The organism is Candidatus Thiothrix phosphatis (assembly GCF_035668035.1).
Lineage (GTDB): Bacteria > Pseudomonadota > Gammaproteobacteria > Thiotrichales > Thiotrichaceae > Thiothrix > Thiothrix phosphatis.
On record NZ_JAYMYJ010000160.1, the window covers coordinates 16,075 to 33,101 of the forward strand.

The 17,027-nt window shown below is 56.0% G+C and carries 15 protein-coding genes; 9 read left to right on the top strand and 6 right to left on the bottom strand.

Features of this window, described 5'->3' with window-relative positions; genetic code table 11:
• Positions 1-113: 113 nt before the first annotated feature.
• From lexA to rpmH, 6 genes are all read right to left on the bottom strand, one after another.
• Positions 114-719, bottom strand: coding sequence for a transcriptional repressor LexA (gene lexA / locus VSS37_RS20780; protein WP_324698332.1), 606 nt, complete (start codon positions 717-719; stop codon positions 114-116).
• Between the two features lie 220 nt (positions 720-939).
• Positions 940-1,305 carry a cupin domain-containing protein gene (locus VSS37_RS20785; protein ID WP_324698335.1) on the bottom strand — a complete coding sequence of 122 codons (366 nt, stop codon included), beginning with the start codon at positions 1,303-1,305 and terminating at the stop codon, positions 940-942.
• A 4-nt stretch (positions 1,306-1,309) separates the two neighbouring features.
• Positions 1,310-2,650, bottom strand: coding sequence for a tRNA uridine-5-carboxymethylaminomethyl(34) synthesis GTPase MnmE (mnmE, locus tag VSS37_RS20790; protein ID WP_324698337.1), 1,341 nt, complete (start codon positions 2,648-2,650; stop codon positions 1,310-1,312).
• Between the two features lie 13 nt (positions 2,651-2,663).
• The gene (gene yidC / locus VSS37_RS20795; protein ID WP_324698338.1) at positions 2,664-4,334 is read right to left on the bottom strand and encodes a membrane protein insertase YidC; all 1,671 of its coding nucleotides are present in this window, start codon (positions 4,332-4,334) and stop codon (positions 2,664-2,666) included.
• A gap of 26 nt (positions 4,335-4,360) precedes the next feature.
• Positions 4,361-4,744, bottom strand: coding sequence for a ribonuclease P protein component (rnpA, locus tag VSS37_RS20800; RefSeq protein WP_324698340.1), 384 nt, complete (start codon positions 4,742-4,744; stop codon positions 4,361-4,363).
• Between the two features lie 25 nt (positions 4,745-4,769).
• The gene (rpmH, locus tag VSS37_RS20805) at positions 4,770-4,904 is read right to left on the bottom strand and encodes a 50S ribosomal protein L34 (protein ID WP_324698342.1); all 135 of its coding nucleotides are present in this window, start codon (positions 4,902-4,904) and stop codon (positions 4,770-4,772) included.
• A 233-nt stretch (positions 4,905-5,137) separates the two neighbouring features.
• On the opposite strand from rpmH, the gene dnaA reads away from it, so the two are divergent.
• The 9 genes from dnaA (at position 5,138) to VSS37_RS20850 (ending at position 17,027) form a co-directional block, all read left to right on the top strand.
• Entirely contained in the window at positions 5,138-6,535 is a 1,398-nt protein-coding gene (dnaA, locus tag VSS37_RS20810) for a chromosomal replication initiator protein DnaA (RefSeq protein ID WP_324698344.1), read from the top strand.
• A gap of 223 nt (positions 6,536-6,758) precedes the next feature.
• A complete protein-coding gene (gene dnaN / locus VSS37_RS20815) occupies positions 6,759-7,868 on the top strand; it encodes a DNA polymerase III subunit beta (RefSeq protein ID WP_324698346.1) in 1,110 nt (369 codons plus the stop codon).
• An 18-nt stretch (positions 7,869-7,886) separates the two neighbouring features.
• Positions 7,887-9,014 carry a DNA replication/repair protein RecF gene (gene recF / locus VSS37_RS20820; RefSeq protein WP_324698348.1) on the top strand — a complete coding sequence of 376 codons (1,128 nt, stop codon included), beginning with the start codon at positions 7,887-7,889 and terminating at the stop codon, positions 9,012-9,014.
• On the top strand, positions 9,011-11,434 hold the full coding sequence (gyrB, locus tag VSS37_RS20825; protein WP_324698350.1) for a DNA topoisomerase (ATP-hydrolyzing) subunit B: 2,424 nt from the start codon (positions 9,011-9,013) through the stop codon (positions 11,432-11,434). The genes recF and gyrB overlap by 4 nt, the downstream gene beginning before the upstream one ends.
• An 8-nt stretch (positions 11,435-11,442) precedes the next feature.
• Positions 11,443-13,491, top strand: coding sequence for a M3 family metallopeptidase (locus VSS37_RS20830; protein WP_324698351.1), 2,049 nt, complete (start codon positions 11,443-11,445; stop codon positions 13,489-13,491).
• Positions 13,488-14,255, top strand: coding sequence for an exodeoxyribonuclease III (gene xth / locus VSS37_RS20835; RefSeq protein WP_324698353.1), 768 nt, complete (start codon positions 13,488-13,490; stop codon positions 14,253-14,255). The genes VSS37_RS20830 and xth overlap by 4 nt, the downstream gene beginning before the upstream one ends.
• On the top strand, positions 14,252-14,725 hold the full coding sequence (locus tag VSS37_RS20840) for a hypothetical protein (protein ID WP_324698354.1): 474 nt from the start codon (positions 14,252-14,254) through the stop codon (positions 14,723-14,725). The genes xth and VSS37_RS20840 overlap by 4 nt, the downstream gene beginning before the upstream one ends.
• Before the next feature lie 241 nt (positions 14,726-14,966).
• Positions 14,967-16,088 (top strand): hypothetical protein, encoded by a 1,122-nt coding sequence (locus VSS37_RS20845; protein ID WP_324698356.1) that lies wholly within the window; start codon positions 14,967-14,969, stop codon positions 16,086-16,088.
• A 3-nt stretch (positions 16,089-16,091) separates the two neighbouring features.
• Entirely contained in the window at positions 16,092-17,027 is a 936-nt protein-coding gene (locus tag VSS37_RS20850; RefSeq protein ID WP_324698358.1) for a patatin-like phospholipase family protein, read from the top strand.

The following is a 17,027-nucleotide window of genomic DNA, read 5'->3' on the forward strand; positions in this document are numbered from 1 at the left end:
TGGGCAGCGCGGGGTGGCGGCTGCCCAAGAGCCGACCCGCCGGGCTTGCGGGCCGTTTTGAGTAGAGGTTTGGCAAACGCCTGGGAAGCTGCGCCCCGGCAGCCCCCCAACGCCTAGTAGCTGCGGAACAGGCCGACCATTTTGCCCTGTACCTGTACGCTCTCGGCGGGATACACCATCGGCTGCATGGCGCTGTTTTCCGGCCGCAATTCAATACGGCCATCCGGCAGGCGGTAAATGCGTTTGAGGGTGGCTTCCTCACGATCCACCAACGCCACCACGATGTCGCCGTTGCGGGCACTGTCCTGTTGCTGGATGACGACGAAATCGCCATCCATGACACCGATATTGATCATTGAATCGCCACGCACTTCCAGCGCATAACGGCCATTGCCGCTGAACATGTCGCTCGGGTTGATTTCGTCCTTGCCCGCAATGGCCTCAATCGGCTTACCGGCGGCGATGCGCCCAGCCAACGGCAAACCCAGCGCCAGTTGCGGGTGACGCGCCGCTGCCGACTCCGGCATCCGGTAGGCGCGCTTGCCCGCTGCCGGTTGCAGGCGGCCTTCCCGGATCAGCGCCTGCACATGTTGGTGGACGGTGCTGCGGGTGTTGATCCCGCTGGCCACAGCGATTTCATCCAGGGTAGGTGCGTAGCCATTGCGGGCGTACAGGTTCTGGATGATGTCCCAAATCTGTTGTTGCCGTCGTGTGAGCATATTGATTTCCTTCCCAACAAACCGAACAAAACACGAATCAAATATACGAACAACAACCGAAGCAGGCAAATCAAAAATACTTGCCGTAGATTCGTTTTTTGTTCGTTTTTACCGATGAACGGTAGAATCCACTTGAACAAACCCCGCTTACCGGCGGTGTTTGGAGGGTTTGCCTGTTATGTCAGCAGTGTACTGGTACGGCGGCGGGGCAGCGTCCGTGTCACGATGCGCCGCGTTGGGCGTTGGCGGGAAGTTGGATGCCGAAGTAGGTGACGACCAGCGGGTCAGTGGCGCTGGCGTTGCGCAATTCATGGGTTTCACCGGGTTCCACCGCAATGCAGCCGCCCGGCAAGAGGGCATATTCCACACCATCCACTGTCATCACGGCGCTGCCGGACTGGATCAGGAACACTTCCAACATATCGGCGTGGGCGTGCGCATAGGCGATCTCACCCGGCGGAAAGGTAGCTTGGGAAAAATTGGTCAGGGGCGGCAATTCGCCATCAGCGAACAAGGCCTGTTTACGGATACGCGCATTATGGCTGACGGTGGTCACCAGCGTTTGGGCGAGGCTGGCCAATTTCATGCGCTCACTTGCCTATGCAGAATGAACTGAAGATTTCCCCCAGCAGGTCATCCGGCGTAAACCTGCCTGTGATCTGCCCCAAAGCCTCCTGCGCCGCCCGCAATTCTTCCGCCATCAGTTCACCGGCGTTAAAGGTGCGCAACTGGATTTCAGCGCGCCCAACTGCCGCCTGGGTTTCCGCCAATGCCTGCAAGTGACGGCGGCGGGCGATGAAGGTGTCTTCCACTTCCCCCTGATAGCCCATGCAAGCCTTGAGTTCGGCGCGCAAGGCGTCAATCCCCTGGGCGTATTTGGCGGAAATGTAGAGGTGTCCGCCCTGTTTGCCGGGTGCCTTGCCGCTGAGGTCAATCTTGTTGTGCACGGTAATGCGTGGCAGGTGGGGCGGCAGCCGGGCGAGGATGTCGGCGTTTTCCGGCTCCTCATGGCCCGTGTCATCCACCAGCAACAGGAGCAGGTCGGCGCGTCCGATTTCCTGCCAGGCGCGCGCAATGCCGATCTTTTCCACCGGATCGTCACTATCACGCAACCCAGCTGTATCGACAATGTGCAGTGGCATCCCGTCCAGATTGATGCGTTCACGCAACACGTCGCGGGTAGTCCCGGCGATGTCGGTGACAATCGCGGTTTCCTGCCCGGCCAACGCATTCAGCAGGCTGGATTTGCCTGCGTTGGGGCGGCCAGCGATCACCAAATGCATGCCGTCACGCAGCAGGCTGCCTTGTTGCGCCTTGCCGGAAATGACTTGCAGTTGCTGTTTGATGTTTTCAAGCCGCCGGGTGACTTCGGCGTCCGCCAGGAAATCGATTTCCTCATCTGGAAAATCGAGGGCTGCCTCCACATACACGCGCAGCTCAACCAGTCCGGCCAACAGGGTGTCAATTGCGGCGGAAAACTCCCCCTGCAAGGAGCGCAACGCCGAACGCGCCGCCTGTTCCGAACCGGAGTCAATCAGGTCAGCGATGGCTTCCGCTTGCGCCAGATCCAGTTTGCCGTTGAGGAATGCGCGCTCGGAAAACTCCCCTGGCCGCGCCAGCCGGGCGCCCAGTTCCACGCAGCGCCGTAGCAGCATATCCAGCACCAACGGGCCGCCATGCCCCTGCAATTCCAGCACATCCTCGCCGGTAAACGAATGCGGGGCAGGGAAGAACAGGGCGACGCCATCATCCAACGGCGACCCGTCGGCGGCGCGGAACACCCGGTGCAGTGCTTTACGCGGGGCAGGTGACAGCCCCAGGATATTGACAGCAAGCTCAGGAGCCAGCTTGCCGGAAACCCGGACAATCCCGACCCCGCCGCGCCCCTGTGGGGTCGCCACCGCTACGATGGTGTCGGGATTGTCCCACATGAAACGCCAACCCTCAGGCGTGGCCGATCAGTTTCTTGTTGATGTACCACTGTTGGGCCATCGACAACCCGCTATTGACCACCCAGTACAAGACCAGGCCCGCCGGGAAGAACAGGAACATCACGGTGAAAATGATCGGCATGAACTGGAAGATTTTCTGCTGCATCGGGTCAACCTGCGGCGGGTTGAGCTTCTGCTGGAAGAACATGGAGGCGCCGTAAATCAGCGGCAGCACGAAATACGGGTCCATGATGGACAAATCCTTGTACCACAGGATCCAGGGAGCCTGACGCAGCTCCACACTTTCCAGCAGCACCCAGTACAAGCCCATGAACACCGGAATCTGCAACAGGATCGGCAGGCAGCCGCCCAGCGGATTGATTTTTTCCTTGCGGTAAATCTCCATCATCGCCTGCTGCTTGCCTTGCGGATCCTCTGCAAAACGTTCGTTGATGTCTTTCAACTTGGGCGAAATCGCCTTCATTTTCGCCATCGACTTGTAACTGACAGCCGAAGGCCAGAAGAACACGCCCTTGATGATCACCGTCAGCAGGATGATGGTCCACCCCCAGTTGCCCACAGCCTTGTGGATCAACTGCATCAGCCAGAAAATCGGTTTGGAAATGAAGGCGAAAATGCCGTAGTCCACCGTCAGGTCCAGGCCATCGGCAATCTTCGCCAAGGTGTCCTGATCCTTCGGCCCCACGTAAAAGCTATCCTTGAAAACGCCCGTAGCGCCTGGCGCGATCTGCTGGGCAGGGCTGCGCATCCCCAACACGTAGCCAGGGACACCCTGGGTTTGGGTCAACATGCTGTAGTATTGTTCATCCTGCCCATTCGGCGGCACCCAGGCGCTAACGAAATAGTGCTCCAGCATCGCCACCCAGCCATTCTTGGCGGTTTCATTCAATGGCGTATTTTCCTTCGCCAGTTTCTCAATGTCGCTGAAAGACAGCTTGGCGAATTTGCCTTCGTGATAATAAGCCCCACCAACATAGGCACTGACACCACCCAACATGCCGCCAGTCCGTGGCGGGGGCGGGCCGTGCTTGAGTTGGGCGTAAGCCGTGCCGCTCCAGACATTGGCGGAGTGGTTGGCCACTTCGTGTTCAACCCCCACCAGAAAACTGCCGCGCTTAAAAATAAAACGTTTCGTCACCATGACGCCATTCGCCCCCAGCCAGGTCAACGGCACCACCAGTTCATTCTGGCCTTCCGCCAATGTGTATTCAGGCTGTGCCGCCGTGTAGGCAGCCAAATGGTCAGGGGCCAGCGCCTTGGCGTCTGTCCCTGGCATCGCCTGATGCTGCAAACCGGACTGGGCCACGTAGTTGCGGCCTTGCAAGTCCAAAATTTTCACCGGTTTGTCTGCCTCATCCAAACTGACCGGATAGGTCGGCAAATCGGCCTCGAGAATTTCACCGCCGCGGGTATTGATCCTAAGCAACAGTTTGTCAGTGCGCACTGTGACTGTTTGCCCGCCAGCGGCGTTAGCCTCCTGGCCTGGCAAAGCGGCGGCACTTGCCGTTGGCACATCCTGCACATTGCCGTTGGCAGCAGGTGCGCTGGACAAGGTGGCTGCCGTTGTCGGCGGTTTTGGCGCATGATCTTGCTGCCAAGTTGTCCAAGTCAGGAACAAGACGAACAGCAGCATGAGATACAGGAGGGGACGTTGGGAATCCATGGGTAACGCAATCCGGTTATTAACGGTTAGGGCAGGGCAGATCCAGCGGTTTGCCCAGACCCGGCAGAGTATAGCTTGTGCAAACGCAACCATAAACCTTCCAGTTGCTGGAAAAGCTCCGTGTTGCTCATGGTGAGGACTTCAGCGCGGCACATGACCACGATGTCGACAGATGGAAGGGATCCTTGATGTTGGCGGAAGCTTTCACGCACCAGCCGCCGGATGCGGTTACGTTCATGAGCCCGCCGCAACGTTTTCTTGGCAATCGCCATCCCCAGCCGGGGAAACCCATCCTGGTTCAAAACTACGCGCGCTCCCAGGCCATTGACATGAAGGCGCTTGCCGTGCTGGAAAACCCGCTGGAACTGTTCCGGGCGGGTCAGGCGCACATTGCGCGGGAAGCTCGCCACTTCCTGCCGGTCGGTAACCAGCGCCTTACGGGATCAGGCGTGCGCGGCCTTTGGCGCGGCGGGCGCTCAATACCTTACGGCCATCAGCCGTCGCCATGCGGGCGCGAAAGCCGTGGGTGCGGGCGCGATGCAGCTTGCTTGGTTGATAGGTTCTTTTCATGACAAAACACCAGATGATTCATAAAACCGTTGATTGTGCTGCCCAGAAAAAATTTCAACTTCCTGACCAGCCAAAAAGGTGAGGCACATTAAGGGATTGCACTAATTTTGTCAAGCCCGTGATCAAGTGGCGGCGCTAGCTTGCGCTTGTGGATAACTCTGCCGGACGTCTATAATTGAGGGTTCCAACACCGCATTTCCCATCCGTTTCAATCACCCTGGAACCGTTTTGCTATGCTCTGGCAACAATGCTTACAACAGCTTGAACAGGAAGTCCCTGCCTATGAAATCAACACTTGGCTGCGGTCCCTGCATGCGGTTGAAAAGCGGCACGCCCTGTATCTGCTGGCACCTAACACCATTGTCCTGCAACAGGTGCATGAACAATACCTGCCGCGCATCCTGTTCCATTCCCGCATCCTGACCGGCGACAACGCATTTGACGTGTTGCTGCAGATTGGCTCTTCTGCGCCGCCCACGGTGACGCCATCCGCTGCCAGCCAAACACCGCCGACAACGCCTGCCCATCCTGCGGTGTTGCCCGGACCAAACACAAACACTGGGCAAACGCCAGCGCCTTCCACACCCACGCCGATCAGCGAGCGTTTCACCAATGCCTTGAACCCGCGCATGACCTTTGACAATTTTATCGAAGGCAAATCCAACCAACTGGCTTGCGCCGCCGCCCAACAGGTCGGCGACCACCCTGACACCACGTATAACCCACTGTTCATTTATGGCGGGGTCGGGCTTGGCAAAACCCATCTGATGCATGCCATTGGCAACCGCATCATGGAACGGGAGGCTGGGGCGCGGGTGATTTACGTTTATGCCGAGCGCTTCGTCAATGACATGATTTCCGCCATCCGCAATTCGCGGATGGAAGAATTCAAGCAATACTACCGTAGCGTCGACGCGCTGCTGATTGACGACATCCAATTTTTTGCTGGCAAAGACCGCTCAATGGAAGAGTTCTTCCATACCTTCAATGCCTTACTGGAAGGCCAGAAACGTATCATCCTTGCCAGCGACAAATTCCCACGCGACCTTGAAGGGATTGAAGACCGCCTGAAGACCCGCTTCAACTGGGGGTTGACTGTACAGATCGAATCGCCGGATATGGAAACCCGTGTCGCCATCCTGCGCAAGAAAGCCGAAGACGCCGGTTTGCGCCTGCCCAACGATGTCAGTTTCTTCATCGGCAAGCGCTTCCACTCCAATATCCGCGACTTGGAAGGCGCATTGCAACGGGTAATCGCCAGCATGCGCCTCAAGTGCGTCGCCCATGTGACCATGGATTTTGTGCAGAATGCCCTGCGCGACCAGTTGGCCAGCCAGGACAAGATGGTGTCGGTCGCCAACATCAAGAAGGTGGTGGCGCAATATTACAATATCCGGATAACCGATATGGATTCCAAAAGCCGCACCCGCTCACTGGCGCGGCCGCGCCAAATTGCCATGGCATTGGCCAAGGAGCTGACCAATCACAGTTTGCCCGAAATCGGCGATGAATTTGGTGGCCGCGACCATACCACCGTACTGCACGCCCAACGCAAGGTTGCAGAACTGCGGGGGTCAGACCCCAAGCTGGAGGAGGAATACCGCATCTTGTTCCGCACCTTAACAAGCTGAGGATAACCCCAGGGATAAACCTGCTGACAAGCTGTGGATAAGTTTTGCATGGAATGTTATCCACAGCTTGTTGACAACAAGACAGGCCAGGCAGACACAAGTTCTTTCCACAACATAAAGCTGTGTTTAGGACAGCAAATCAGATAGATAGTATATTTATCCACAAGCTTGTGGACGCTTTATTATTATTATGAGTTCTTTTATATATTAAGATAGATGAATAATGAGATTGATCCAAACCCGTGAACATCTGCTTGAGTCTTTGCAAGCAACCCTAGGAGCCATTGAAAAGCGGCATACCTCCCCTATTCTGGAAAATGTGCTGCTTCGCATTGAGGGCAAACAGTCATTCTGGAGAGGAACTGACTTGGAATTGGAAATTGCCACCCATGCGCCCATTATGGATGGTGTTGCTGGGGAAATTACCTTGCCTGCCCGCAAATTGGCCGATATTTGCAAATCCTTGCCTGCTGAAAGCATCGTCAACTTAGACGTCCAAGATGACAAACGCGCCCGTGTCACCTCAGGGCGTAGCCGGTTTGAACTGGCCACCCTACCTGCCAGTGAATTTCCTGATCTGGATGACATTGGGGAAGTCCAAAACTTTGAGCTGCCGGAAAACGCCCTCAAGCATTTGTTGGACAGCGCCTCCTTTGCAATGGCGAACCAAGACGTCCGCTATTACCTGAACGGCATGTTGCTGGAAGTGGGTTCGGAAGGGATACGGACAGTCGCCACTGATGGCCACCGTCTTGTCCTATGTTTTCAAAAGCTTGGAATGCCAGAACTGGGACAGCCCCGGCAGATGATCATTCCCCGTAAAGGGGTGCTGGAGTTGTCACGTTTATTGCGGGCTGACTCCCAAACACCTGTGCAGGTGCAAGTGAGCCAGAACCATCTGCGGACAAAACTGGATAACCTGCGTTTCACCACCAAGCTGGTGGATGGGCGTTACCCTGATTACCGCGCCGCTGTCCCTGGCGGTGGGCAGGTCCAGGTCGATTTAGACCGCAAGGCTTTCCGTGACATGCTTAACCGGGTGGCAATCCTTTCCAATGAAAAATTCCGTGGTGTGCGCCTGACATTGGGCGATAACCTGCTACAAGTGCAAGCGCATAATCCGGAACAAGAGATGGCAAGTGATGAGCTCGATGTGGCCTATAACGGCAACGAATTCAGCATTGGTTTCAACGTGACGTATTTGTTGGATGCGGTCAACCACCTGTCCAGTGACACGCTGCAACTGCAATGCAACTCGCCGGAAAGCAGCGCATTGCTGACTGACCCGAACGATGACAGCATACGCAACGTCATCATGCCGATCCGTTTGTAAACAACGGAAACTTAGCGTGTGTGGTTAAGCAAGGTCGCTGTCAGCAATTGCCGTATTGTCGCTTACACCGAACTGGAGTTGGCGGCACATGTCAATGTGTTGTACGGGGATAACGCCTCCGGTAAATCCAGCTTACTGGAAGCGTTGGCGGTTTTGTCCCGTGGCCGTTCATTTCGCACGCCGCGCATCAACGAATTGATAACACGCGGTGCGGATGAGCTAACAGTCAGCGTCAGGGTGGAAGATGGCGTTGCAGGTGGCAGTTACCCTGCTGGCATCTGCAAAAGCAGCCAAGCCACCCGTATCCGCATCAACCATGCTGATGTGGCGCAACAGGCGGAACTGAGCGCCCATATCCCACTTACCTTGATTCATCCCGCGTCGGTGGATTTGGTGACCGGAGGGCCTGCCATACGGCGGGCATTCCTGGATTGGATTGCGTTTTACCGCTTCACAGATTTCAACTCAACTTGGCGCAACTATCAACGCATCCTTAAGCAAAGGAACGCTTGCTTGCGCGATGCCAAGCAACGCCACGCACTGCCCCAATGGACAGAACAATTGATCGCGTTGCAACCAATACTGTATCGGTACCGGCTTCAGGCATTAGATGTCCTGCAATATACCTTGCAAGGCAACTCGGCATTACTGGCGAATTTAGGCTTGCCCTTGTTGCAACTCAGCACGGGCTTTCCGGCCAATGTCGATGTGGAGAACCGCCAACATCTGGAACAATTCTTCCGGGAACGATCAGGACAGGAACAGAAGCAGGGTTTCAGCCTCTATGGTGCCCACCGGACGGATTTGCATATCTTGCTGGATGGGGTTCCGGCGGTTCGGGTAGCCTCACGGGGCCAGCTCAAATTGCTGGCTGTCGCCTTGCTGCTTGCACAAAGCCATACAACTGCCGAGACGGAGGCAAAACGCGGTATAATAGCGATTGACGATCTTGCTTCAGAACTGGATGAGTCCAATCAGCAAGCATTGTACAATACGCTGCGCACAATGCAGCAGCAGTTGATTATTACCGGCGCTCATTACGAACCCTTGCGCAGATGGTTTGCCGATGCCCGTGTGTTTCACGTGAAACAGGGGAAAATGGTCTGCCAAGAAGCGCAGCGTTACACAAAAATGGATAAGACATGACTGACAAAAACACCTACGACTCATCGAACATCAAGGTGCTCAAAGGGCTGGAGGCAGTGCGCAAACGCCCCGGCATGTACATTGGTGATACGGATGACGGCACTGGCTTGCACCATATGGTGTTTGAGGTTGTCGACAACTCCATTGACGAAGCTCTCGCCGGTTACTGTTCGGAAGTCAAGGTGGAGCTGTTCAGTGATGGCTCGGTAAAAGTCTCAGACGATGGGCGTGGGATTCCGGTCGACATTCACCCGGAAGAAGGCCGTTCCGCCGCCGAGGTCATCATGACTGTGCTGCATGCAGGCGGTAAGTTTGATGACAACTCCTATAAGGTGTCCGGGGGGTTGCATGGCGTAGGGGTGTCGGTGGTGAACGCACTTTCGGATGAACTGGAGCTTACCATTCGCCGTGACGGCAAACTGTACCGGCAGGTTTATCATCTGGGCGAGCCGGAGGCACCATTAACGGAAGTGGGGGAAACCGAAGGGACTGGGACTGCGGTGCGTTTCCACCCTAGCCCCACTATCTTTACCCAGACCGAATTCCATTACGATATCCTCGCGAAACGCCTGCGCGAGTTGTCTTTCCTTAACTCCGGCGTGCGCATCAACCTGATCGACCGGCGAGGGGAAGGCCGTGAGGACGTGTTTGAATATGAAGGCGGCATCCGCGCTTTTGTGCAGCACCTCAACCGCAATAAAACACCGATCCATTCCAATATTGTGTATTTCAGCACTGAGCAGGACGGCATGGGGGTGGAGGTGGCCCTGCAATGGAATGATTCTTACCAGGAAAATGTTTTCTGCTTCACCAACAATATCCCCCAGCGTGATGGCGGTGCCCATTTGTCCGGTTTCCGCGCTGCCCTGACCCGCACACTCAACAGTTATATTGAAGAGGCTGGGTTGGCGAAAAAGGAAAAAGTCAGCCCGACTGGCGATGACACACGGGAAGGATTGACTGCGGTACTGTCCGTGAAGGTTCCAGACCCCAAATTCTCATCCCAGACCAAGGACAAACTGGTTTCTTCCGAAGTCAAAAGCGTAGTTGAATCCGCCATGAATTCGCGCTTGGCTGAGTTTTTGTTGGAGAACCCAACCGAAGCCAAACTGATTGCGGGCAAGATGATCGAAGCCGCCCGCGCCCGCGAAGCCGCCCGCAAGGCCCGTGAAATGACCCGGCGCAAGGGCGCGCTTGACATAGCTGGATTGCCAGGCAAACTCGCGGATTGTCAGGAAAAGGATCCTGCCCTGTCGGAACTGTTCCTGGTGGAAGGGGATTCGGCAGGTGGCTCCGCCAAACAAGGGCGGGACCGCCGCTCTCAGGCTATCCTACCGCTCAAAGGTAAAATCCTGAATGTGGAAAAAGCCCGCTTCGACAAAATGATCAGTTCACAGGAGGTCGGCACCCTGATCACGGCGCTTGGCTGTGGCATCGGGCGTGAAGATTACAACCCTGACAAACTGCGTTACCACCGTATCATCATCATGACGGATGCGGATGTCGACGGCTCCCACATCCGCACCCTGCTGCTGACCTTTTTCTACCGGCAAATGCCGGAACTGGTGGAGCGCGGCCACATCTACATCGCCCAGCCACCGTTGTATAAGGTCAAACGCGGCAAACAGGAGCAGTATGTCAAGGACGATCCGGAAATGGAGCGTTACCTGTTGCAACTGGCGTTGGATGGTTCCCGCCTGCACGTCAATGCGGAGGCCCCTGCCATTAGCGGCGAAGCGCTGGAAACGTTGGTGCGGCAGTACAACGCCGTCAAGCAGGTGATTGCCCGTCTGGCGCGCCGTTACGACCGCAGCTTGCTGGAAGCCATGTTGTTTGAATCCCTGCCATCGGTTGATGAGCCTGCCTCCATCAACGCGGAATCTTTTACCCTTTGGGTGGAAGCCGCGATTGCCACCCTGAATGCAGGGGCCAATGGCGCACGCACTTATTCTTCGGTGTTGAACAAGGTGGATGAGAGCGCCTGGACACTTGAAGTCAACCGCCGTCAGCATGGGTTGGATCATCGCATCAATCTGGACCGTGATTTCTTTCTGATGCCGGAAATGAAACTGTTGCTGAAAACCAATCGGGAACTGGAAGGTTTGCTCAGTGAGGGGGCGACCATTCTGCGGGGCGAACGCAAGCAGGACGCCCGCCGTTTTGATCAGGTGGTCGAGTGGCTGATGCAGGAGGCCAACCGTGGTTTGCAGATCAGCCGGTATAAAGGTCTGGGCGAAATGAACCCTGACCAGTTGTGGGAAACCACGCTTGACCCGAACAGCCGCCGCCTGATGCAGGTGCGCATTGAGGATGTCGTCGCCGCCGATGAAGTTTTCACTACCCTGATGGGTGATGAGGTCGAGCCGCGCCGCGATTTTATTGAAAAGAATGCATTGTCCGTTGCCAATCTGGACATTTGAGGTTTCACGTGAAACAGGAAAATCCCTTGTTGGACATCGGCAAGCTGCCGCTGTTTTCCCAAATCAGGCCTGAACACATTACCCCAGCGCTGGAGGTTGTGCTGCAGGAAAACCGTGACTGGTTGGCCAGGACTTTGGCCAGTGATATCCACTTTGCGTGGGATAATTTAATTGCTCCACTGAATGAGGCGGGAAATCGGCTGGATCGTACTTGGTCGCCGGTCAGCCATATGAATGCAGTGGTCAACACGGATGAATTACGCAAGGAATACAACGCCAACTTGCCGCGGCTGAGTGACTATCACACGGAGTTGGGGCAGAACGAGCAGTTGTACAATGCCATCCGCTACATCCGCGAACAGGACGGCAGTCTGGATACGTCCCAGCAGAAAAGCCTGGATGACAGCCTGCTGAGTTTCAAGCTATCCGGTGTCGCACTTCCTCCTGAGCAGAAAGAACGCTTCCGTGCCATCAGCCAGCAATTGTCGCAATTGAATTCCCGCTTTTCCGATAATGTATTGGACGCCACCAATGCGTGGAGCAAACACATTACCGATGGCGCAGAACTGGCAGGGCTGCCTGAATCTTCCCTTGAAATGGCGGCACAAACGGCCAAGCAACGTGATCTGGAAGGCTGGTTGCTGACCCTGCAATTTCCCTCCTACATCGCGGTGATGACCTATGCTGACGATCGTGAACTGCGCGCGGAAATGTACCGTGCCTACACGACGCGCGCCTCTGAACTTGGGGCTAATCCGGATTGGGACAACACCCAGGTGATGCGCGACATCTTGCGTTTGCGTCAGGAAGAAGCCGAACTGCTTGGTTATGACAACTATGCCGCCTTGTCGCTGGCGACCAAGATGGCGGAAAGCCCGCAGGAAGTGCTGGATTTTCTGCAAAGTCTGGCGGGGAAAGCCAAGCCTTTCGCTGAAACGGAGTTTGCGGAAGTGCAAGCATTCGCCCGCAGCCAATTGGGTTTGGACGATGTGCGGGCGTGGGATGTGGCCTACATCAGCGAAAAAATGAAACAAGCGCGTTTCGATTTTTCCGAGGAAGACCTCAAACCCTACTTCCCTGCCGACCGGGTGATCAGTGGTTTGTTTGCGTTGGTGGGAAAACTGTTTGGCGTGCGCATCGAACAACAGCAGGCGCACATCGACCTGTGGCATCCTGACGTGCGTTTCTATTTGGTTCATGACCGTACCGGTACGGTGCAGGCCTGTTTCTACCTCGACCTGTATGCGCGCCAGCACAAGCGGGGCGGTGCTTGGATGAGTAATTTCTGCGGGCGTTTCCGTCGCCATGATGGGTTGCAAATTCCGGTCGCCTTCATGACCTGCAACAGCAGCGCGCCGGTTGGCGACAAACCTGCACTGTTCACCCATGATGAAGTCGTCACCCTGTTCCATGAGTTCGGTCATGGGCTACACCACATGCTGACGCAAGTCGACTACCCCGACATTGCGGGGATTAATGGCGTGGAATGGGATGCCGTCGAACTGCCGAGCCAATTCATGGAAAACTGGTGTTGGGAACGCGGCGTGTTGGATATGATCGCCGCCCATTGGCAAACTGGCGAACCATTGCCGGAAGACCTGTACCAGAAAATGCAGGCGGCCCGCCATTTCCAGACAGCGATGGCGACGGTGCGGCAGTTGGAGTTCGCTATGTTCGACATGCGCCTGCACCTTGATCCGCAGGCGGCAGAGCCGGGCAGGCTGGAAACCATCCAGCAGCAAGTGCGCGATGAGGTCGCAGTGGTCAAGCCACCTGCCTTCAACCGCATGGCGCACAGCTTTTCGCATATCTTTGCGGGCGGTTACGCCGCAGGCTACTACAGCTACAAATGGGCGGAAGTGCTGTCTGCCGACGCTTTTGCCCGCTTTGAAGAGGAAGGGCTGTTCGACGCGGGCGTCGGGGAAGCGTTCCTGCATGAAGTGCTGGAAGTGGGCGGTTCCCGGAAAGCGATGGAGTCCTTTACTGCCTTCAGGGGGCGCAAGCCAACGGTGGACGCACTGCTGCGCCACAATGGGCTGACGGAAAAAAACGGATGAAAGTTGCCACCTGGAACGTCAACTCCCTGCGGGTGCGGCTGCCGCATGTATTGCAGTGGCTGGCGGCGGCGCAGCCGGATATTGTGGCCATACAAGAAACCAAAATGGTTGATGGGCAATTTCCGTCAGAGGAAATTGCGGCATCTGGCTATCAGGCTGTGTTCTCAGGGCAAAAGACCTACAATGGCGTCGCTATCCTCAGTAAGTCAGTGGCGGCTGATGTTGTGACGGACATCCCCCATTTGGACGACCCGCAACGCCGCATCCTCGCCGCAACGGTTGGCGGTCTGCGTATAGTCAATTTGTATGTGGTCAATGGATCCGAGGTTGGCTCCGACAAATACGCTTACAAGTTGGACTGGCTGGCAAAAGTCACTGCCTGGTTGCAGGAGCAGGCCGCCCAATATCAGAAACTGATAGTGCTGGGTGATTTCAATATTGCGCCGGAAGACCGTGATGTGCACGATCCGGCGGCCTGGGCCGGAAAGATCCTTTGCTCCGAACCTGAGCGCACCGCATTGTCTGCCCTGCAAGCCATTGGCTTGAGCGATGTCTTTCGCCAGTTCGAGCAGCCGGACAAGTCGTTCAGTTGGTGGGATTACCGCGCTGGCGGCTTTCGGCGCAATCTCGGCCTGCGTATTGACCTGATCCTTGCCAGCAAAGTGATGGCTGATTCCTGTTCAAGTTGCATCGTTGACCGTGAGCCACGCACCTGGGAAAAGCCTTCCGACCATGCTCCGGTTGTGGCGGAGTTTGTTGGGTGAAGCCCTATATCTTGCTGGGTGTGTGTGTTTTTGTTTTGGCGCTGGCGGGTAAGTATTTTCTGTTGTCGCCGTCATCTGCTCCAAATGATTCCCATGCTACTCTGCTGTCCCTACAGGAACTTTGCGACTTGCGTCAGGGAGCCTGCTCCGCCCGTAATGATGCAGGCGTATCTATCCGTTTCAGCATTACACCCAATAGCATTCCTTTGATGCAGGAACTGGTTGCCAGTGTTGAAACTGCCGGGCTGGGGCAACCAGTTTCCGCCAATCTGACGGTCGAAGGCGTGAATATGTTCATGGGGTTTCAATCGGCAGATTTGCAGGCGGGCAATTCTACAACAGTATTACAGGGTAAATTTACGCTGCCGGTGTGCTCGATGCAAACCATGCAGTGGAAAGCTTCGGTGCTTGTGGTTGCCGCCGATGGCCAACAGTATCGCGCTGACTTCCCGTTTACGACCTCCCGCTAAAATTCCTTTGTCCCTTTGCCATCAGCCGCAAAAATGCGGTGGCCTGTCTGGCAAATATTGTTATTGAATCCATAATCGCTTTCTATTGGGAATGTGTCGGAACGCGGTATAGATTTAAATGACAACAAATAATAAAAATTCACCATTTCCTCTGCGAAAATGGCTAAAAGAGTGTTTTTTGACTACAACAGGCAGGGGGAGCGGAAATCAGCCCCGTCATGTGCTGACGGAGGAATACTCCATGAAAACTCGGCTTGGTGCAGCAAGCAAACTAGGTGCCTGCGGTTTGTTGGTGGCGGGATCCGTCAGCATGGCAGGGATTGATCCACAAGTTTATAAACAACCTGAACCTGAAAAAGGCAAACCAACCTTGTTGGAAGAAGTCGCTGGCTGGGTGAACAGTGCTGCGTCTTTGGGTTCCGGGCATTCCCCCGCATTTTATTGGATAGAAACGCCGCCAGTGCAGGATGATCCCCGTTTGCAGCAGGTAAACAACGAAAAACGGGAACATTTGTTGGCGCACCTGCCCTTGCCTGACACACTGCAACGGGTGGTGGCTCCAGGTGGGATGTTCCGGAGGGTTGAAAATACTCCGGCTGCACTGAAAGAGGATTTGCCCCAGCGTCAAGGGCATGAAGGTTTGATAATTCAGCAGCCTAACCTATTGCTGTCCGCGAATGTCCCCGCAGCCCTGCAGCTTGGCAATGCGGATGTGATTTGGGAGATTCATGCGCGGGATGGGGGGGAAGACCGGCAAATGGCGGGGCGTTCCCTGCAATTGTCTTTGCCGGTTGGGGGTTACGAGGTCAATCTGCAAATTGGCGGGTATGAGGAGCAGGCGTCTGTTGAAGTGGTGGATGGCAAGCTGGCGGCTCCCAACTTTGCGGCTGACATTGGCCGCTTGCGGGTTTCCAGCAATATGCAAGCGGATTGGCGGGTGGTGGCTGCGAGTGGCCCAGTGGTGGGACGTAATGTGTTGGAACACGCGGGTGGCGACCAGATCAACACGATTGTGCCAGTGGGTGAATATGATGTGACCGCGACCGTCAACAGCGCCCGCCAAACGCAACGGGTGCGGGTCAACCGTGGCGAAGTAAGCACCGCCAGTATCTCGGTGCCAACTGGTACGGTCAGTTTGGTGGCGACGCTGGGGAATTCCCCCGCCATGCGTCCCATGCGCTGGACTTTGTACCGGCTGGATGGAGGCAGGCAGGAAGTGGCTTCCCCCCGACGGCATTCCGCCATCCTAGTGGTGGCTCCCGGCCATTATGAAGCCGTCGCCAATCTGGATGGCCGTGAACGGCGGCGGGAGTTTACTGTATTGAACGGCAGCAATAACAACATTGTCATGGCGATGGATTAAGCCATGCCCTCCCCCCGTATTGGCATTGCCCTGGGTAGCGGGTCATCACGCGGATGGGCGCATATCGGCGTCCTGCGTGCATTGGCGGAGATGGGGATTCATCCAGAAATCGTTTGTGGTTGTTCAGTAGGATCCATTGTCGGGGCCGCTTATGCTGCGGGCAATCTGGATGCGCTGGAAAGCTGGGTGCTTTCCCTGTCCCGGTTGGAATTGATGCGCTTTTTTGAGCTTAATGTCTCCCTGAATGGTTTTGTCAAGCGTGACAAGCTGCAACAATTTTTCCATTCCCATGTGTGTGATGAAACCCTGTTGATTGGGGAACTGCCGCACGCATTCGCCACGGTTTCCACCAACTTGGAGAATGGGCGTGAACTTTGGTTCAGCGAAGGGTTGGTGATGGATGCGGTGTGGGCTTCCATCGCCCTGCCCGGCTTGTTCCCACCGTTCCGTCACCGAGGCCAATGGCTGGTGGATGGCGGCCTGGTCAATCCGGTGCCCGTCTCCCTTTGCCGTGCTTTGGGGGCGGAGGTGGTCATCGCTGTCAATCTGAATGGCAATGTCGCCCGGCGTTACGCCCATCACACCCAAAAGGCTCGGGTGGATAAAAAGGCTGTCCAACCGGCCAGTGCCAAGCCCGAGGGGCTGGTGGATAGCTTGGCGGCTTCTTTGCGTGAATATTCCTCTGCATTGCTGCCGGACAGCAGCCGTGACAAGGAATATGTCCCTGGCCTGATGGATGCGTTGGCGGCTTCCATCAATATTATGCAGGACAAGATCACCCGCAGCCGTATGGCAGGCGACCCGCCGGAAATCCTGCTGGTGCCACGGTTGGAAAACATTGGCTTGCTGGAGTTTTTCCGTGCTGAAGAGGCCATCAGCGAAGGCCGCGCTGTGGTGGGGCGGATGCAGGCAGAAATCAATGGCTTGCTGGAGTTGTGA

Bases quoted from the DNA above. Each gene is read 5' to 3' on its own strand.
- lexA (WP_324698332.1), bottom strand. From the start codon at position 719: ATGCTCACACGACGGCAACAACAGATTTGGGACATCATCCAGAACCTG.
- VSS37_RS20785 (WP_324698335.1), bottom strand. From the start codon at position 1,305: ATGAAATTGGCCAGCCTCGCCCAAACGCTGGTGACCACCGTCAGCCAT.
- mnmE (WP_324698337.1), bottom strand. From the start codon at position 2,650: ATGTGGGACAATCCCGACACCATCGTAGCGGTGGCGACCCCACAGGGG.
- yidC (WP_324698338.1), bottom strand. From the start codon at position 4,334: ATGGATTCCCAACGTCCCCTCCTGTATCTCATGCTGCTGTTCGTCTTG.
- rpmH (WP_324698342.1), bottom strand. From the start codon at position 4,904: ATGAAAAGAACCTATCAACCAAGCAAGCTGCATCGCGCCCGCACCCAC.
- dnaA (WP_324698344.1), top strand. From the start codon at position 5,138: ATGCTCTGGCAACAATGCTTACAACAGCTTGAACAGGAAGTCCCTGCC.
- dnaN (WP_324698346.1), top strand. From the start codon at position 6,759: ATGAGATTGATCCAAACCCGTGAACATCTGCTTGAGTCTTTGCAAGCA.
- gyrB (WP_324698350.1), top strand. From the start codon at position 9,011: ATGACTGACAAAAACACCTACGACTCATCGAACATCAAGGTGCTCAAA.
- xth (WP_324698353.1), top strand. From the start codon at position 13,488: ATGAAAGTTGCCACCTGGAACGTCAACTCCCTGCGGGTGCGGCTGCCG.
- VSS37_RS20845 (WP_324698356.1), top strand. From the start codon at position 14,967: ATGAAAACTCGGCTTGGTGCAGCAAGCAAACTAGGTGCCTGCGGTTTG.
- VSS37_RS20850 (WP_324698358.1), top strand. From the start codon at position 16,092: ATGCCCTCCCCCCGTATTGGCATTGCCCTGGGTAGCGGGTCATCACGC.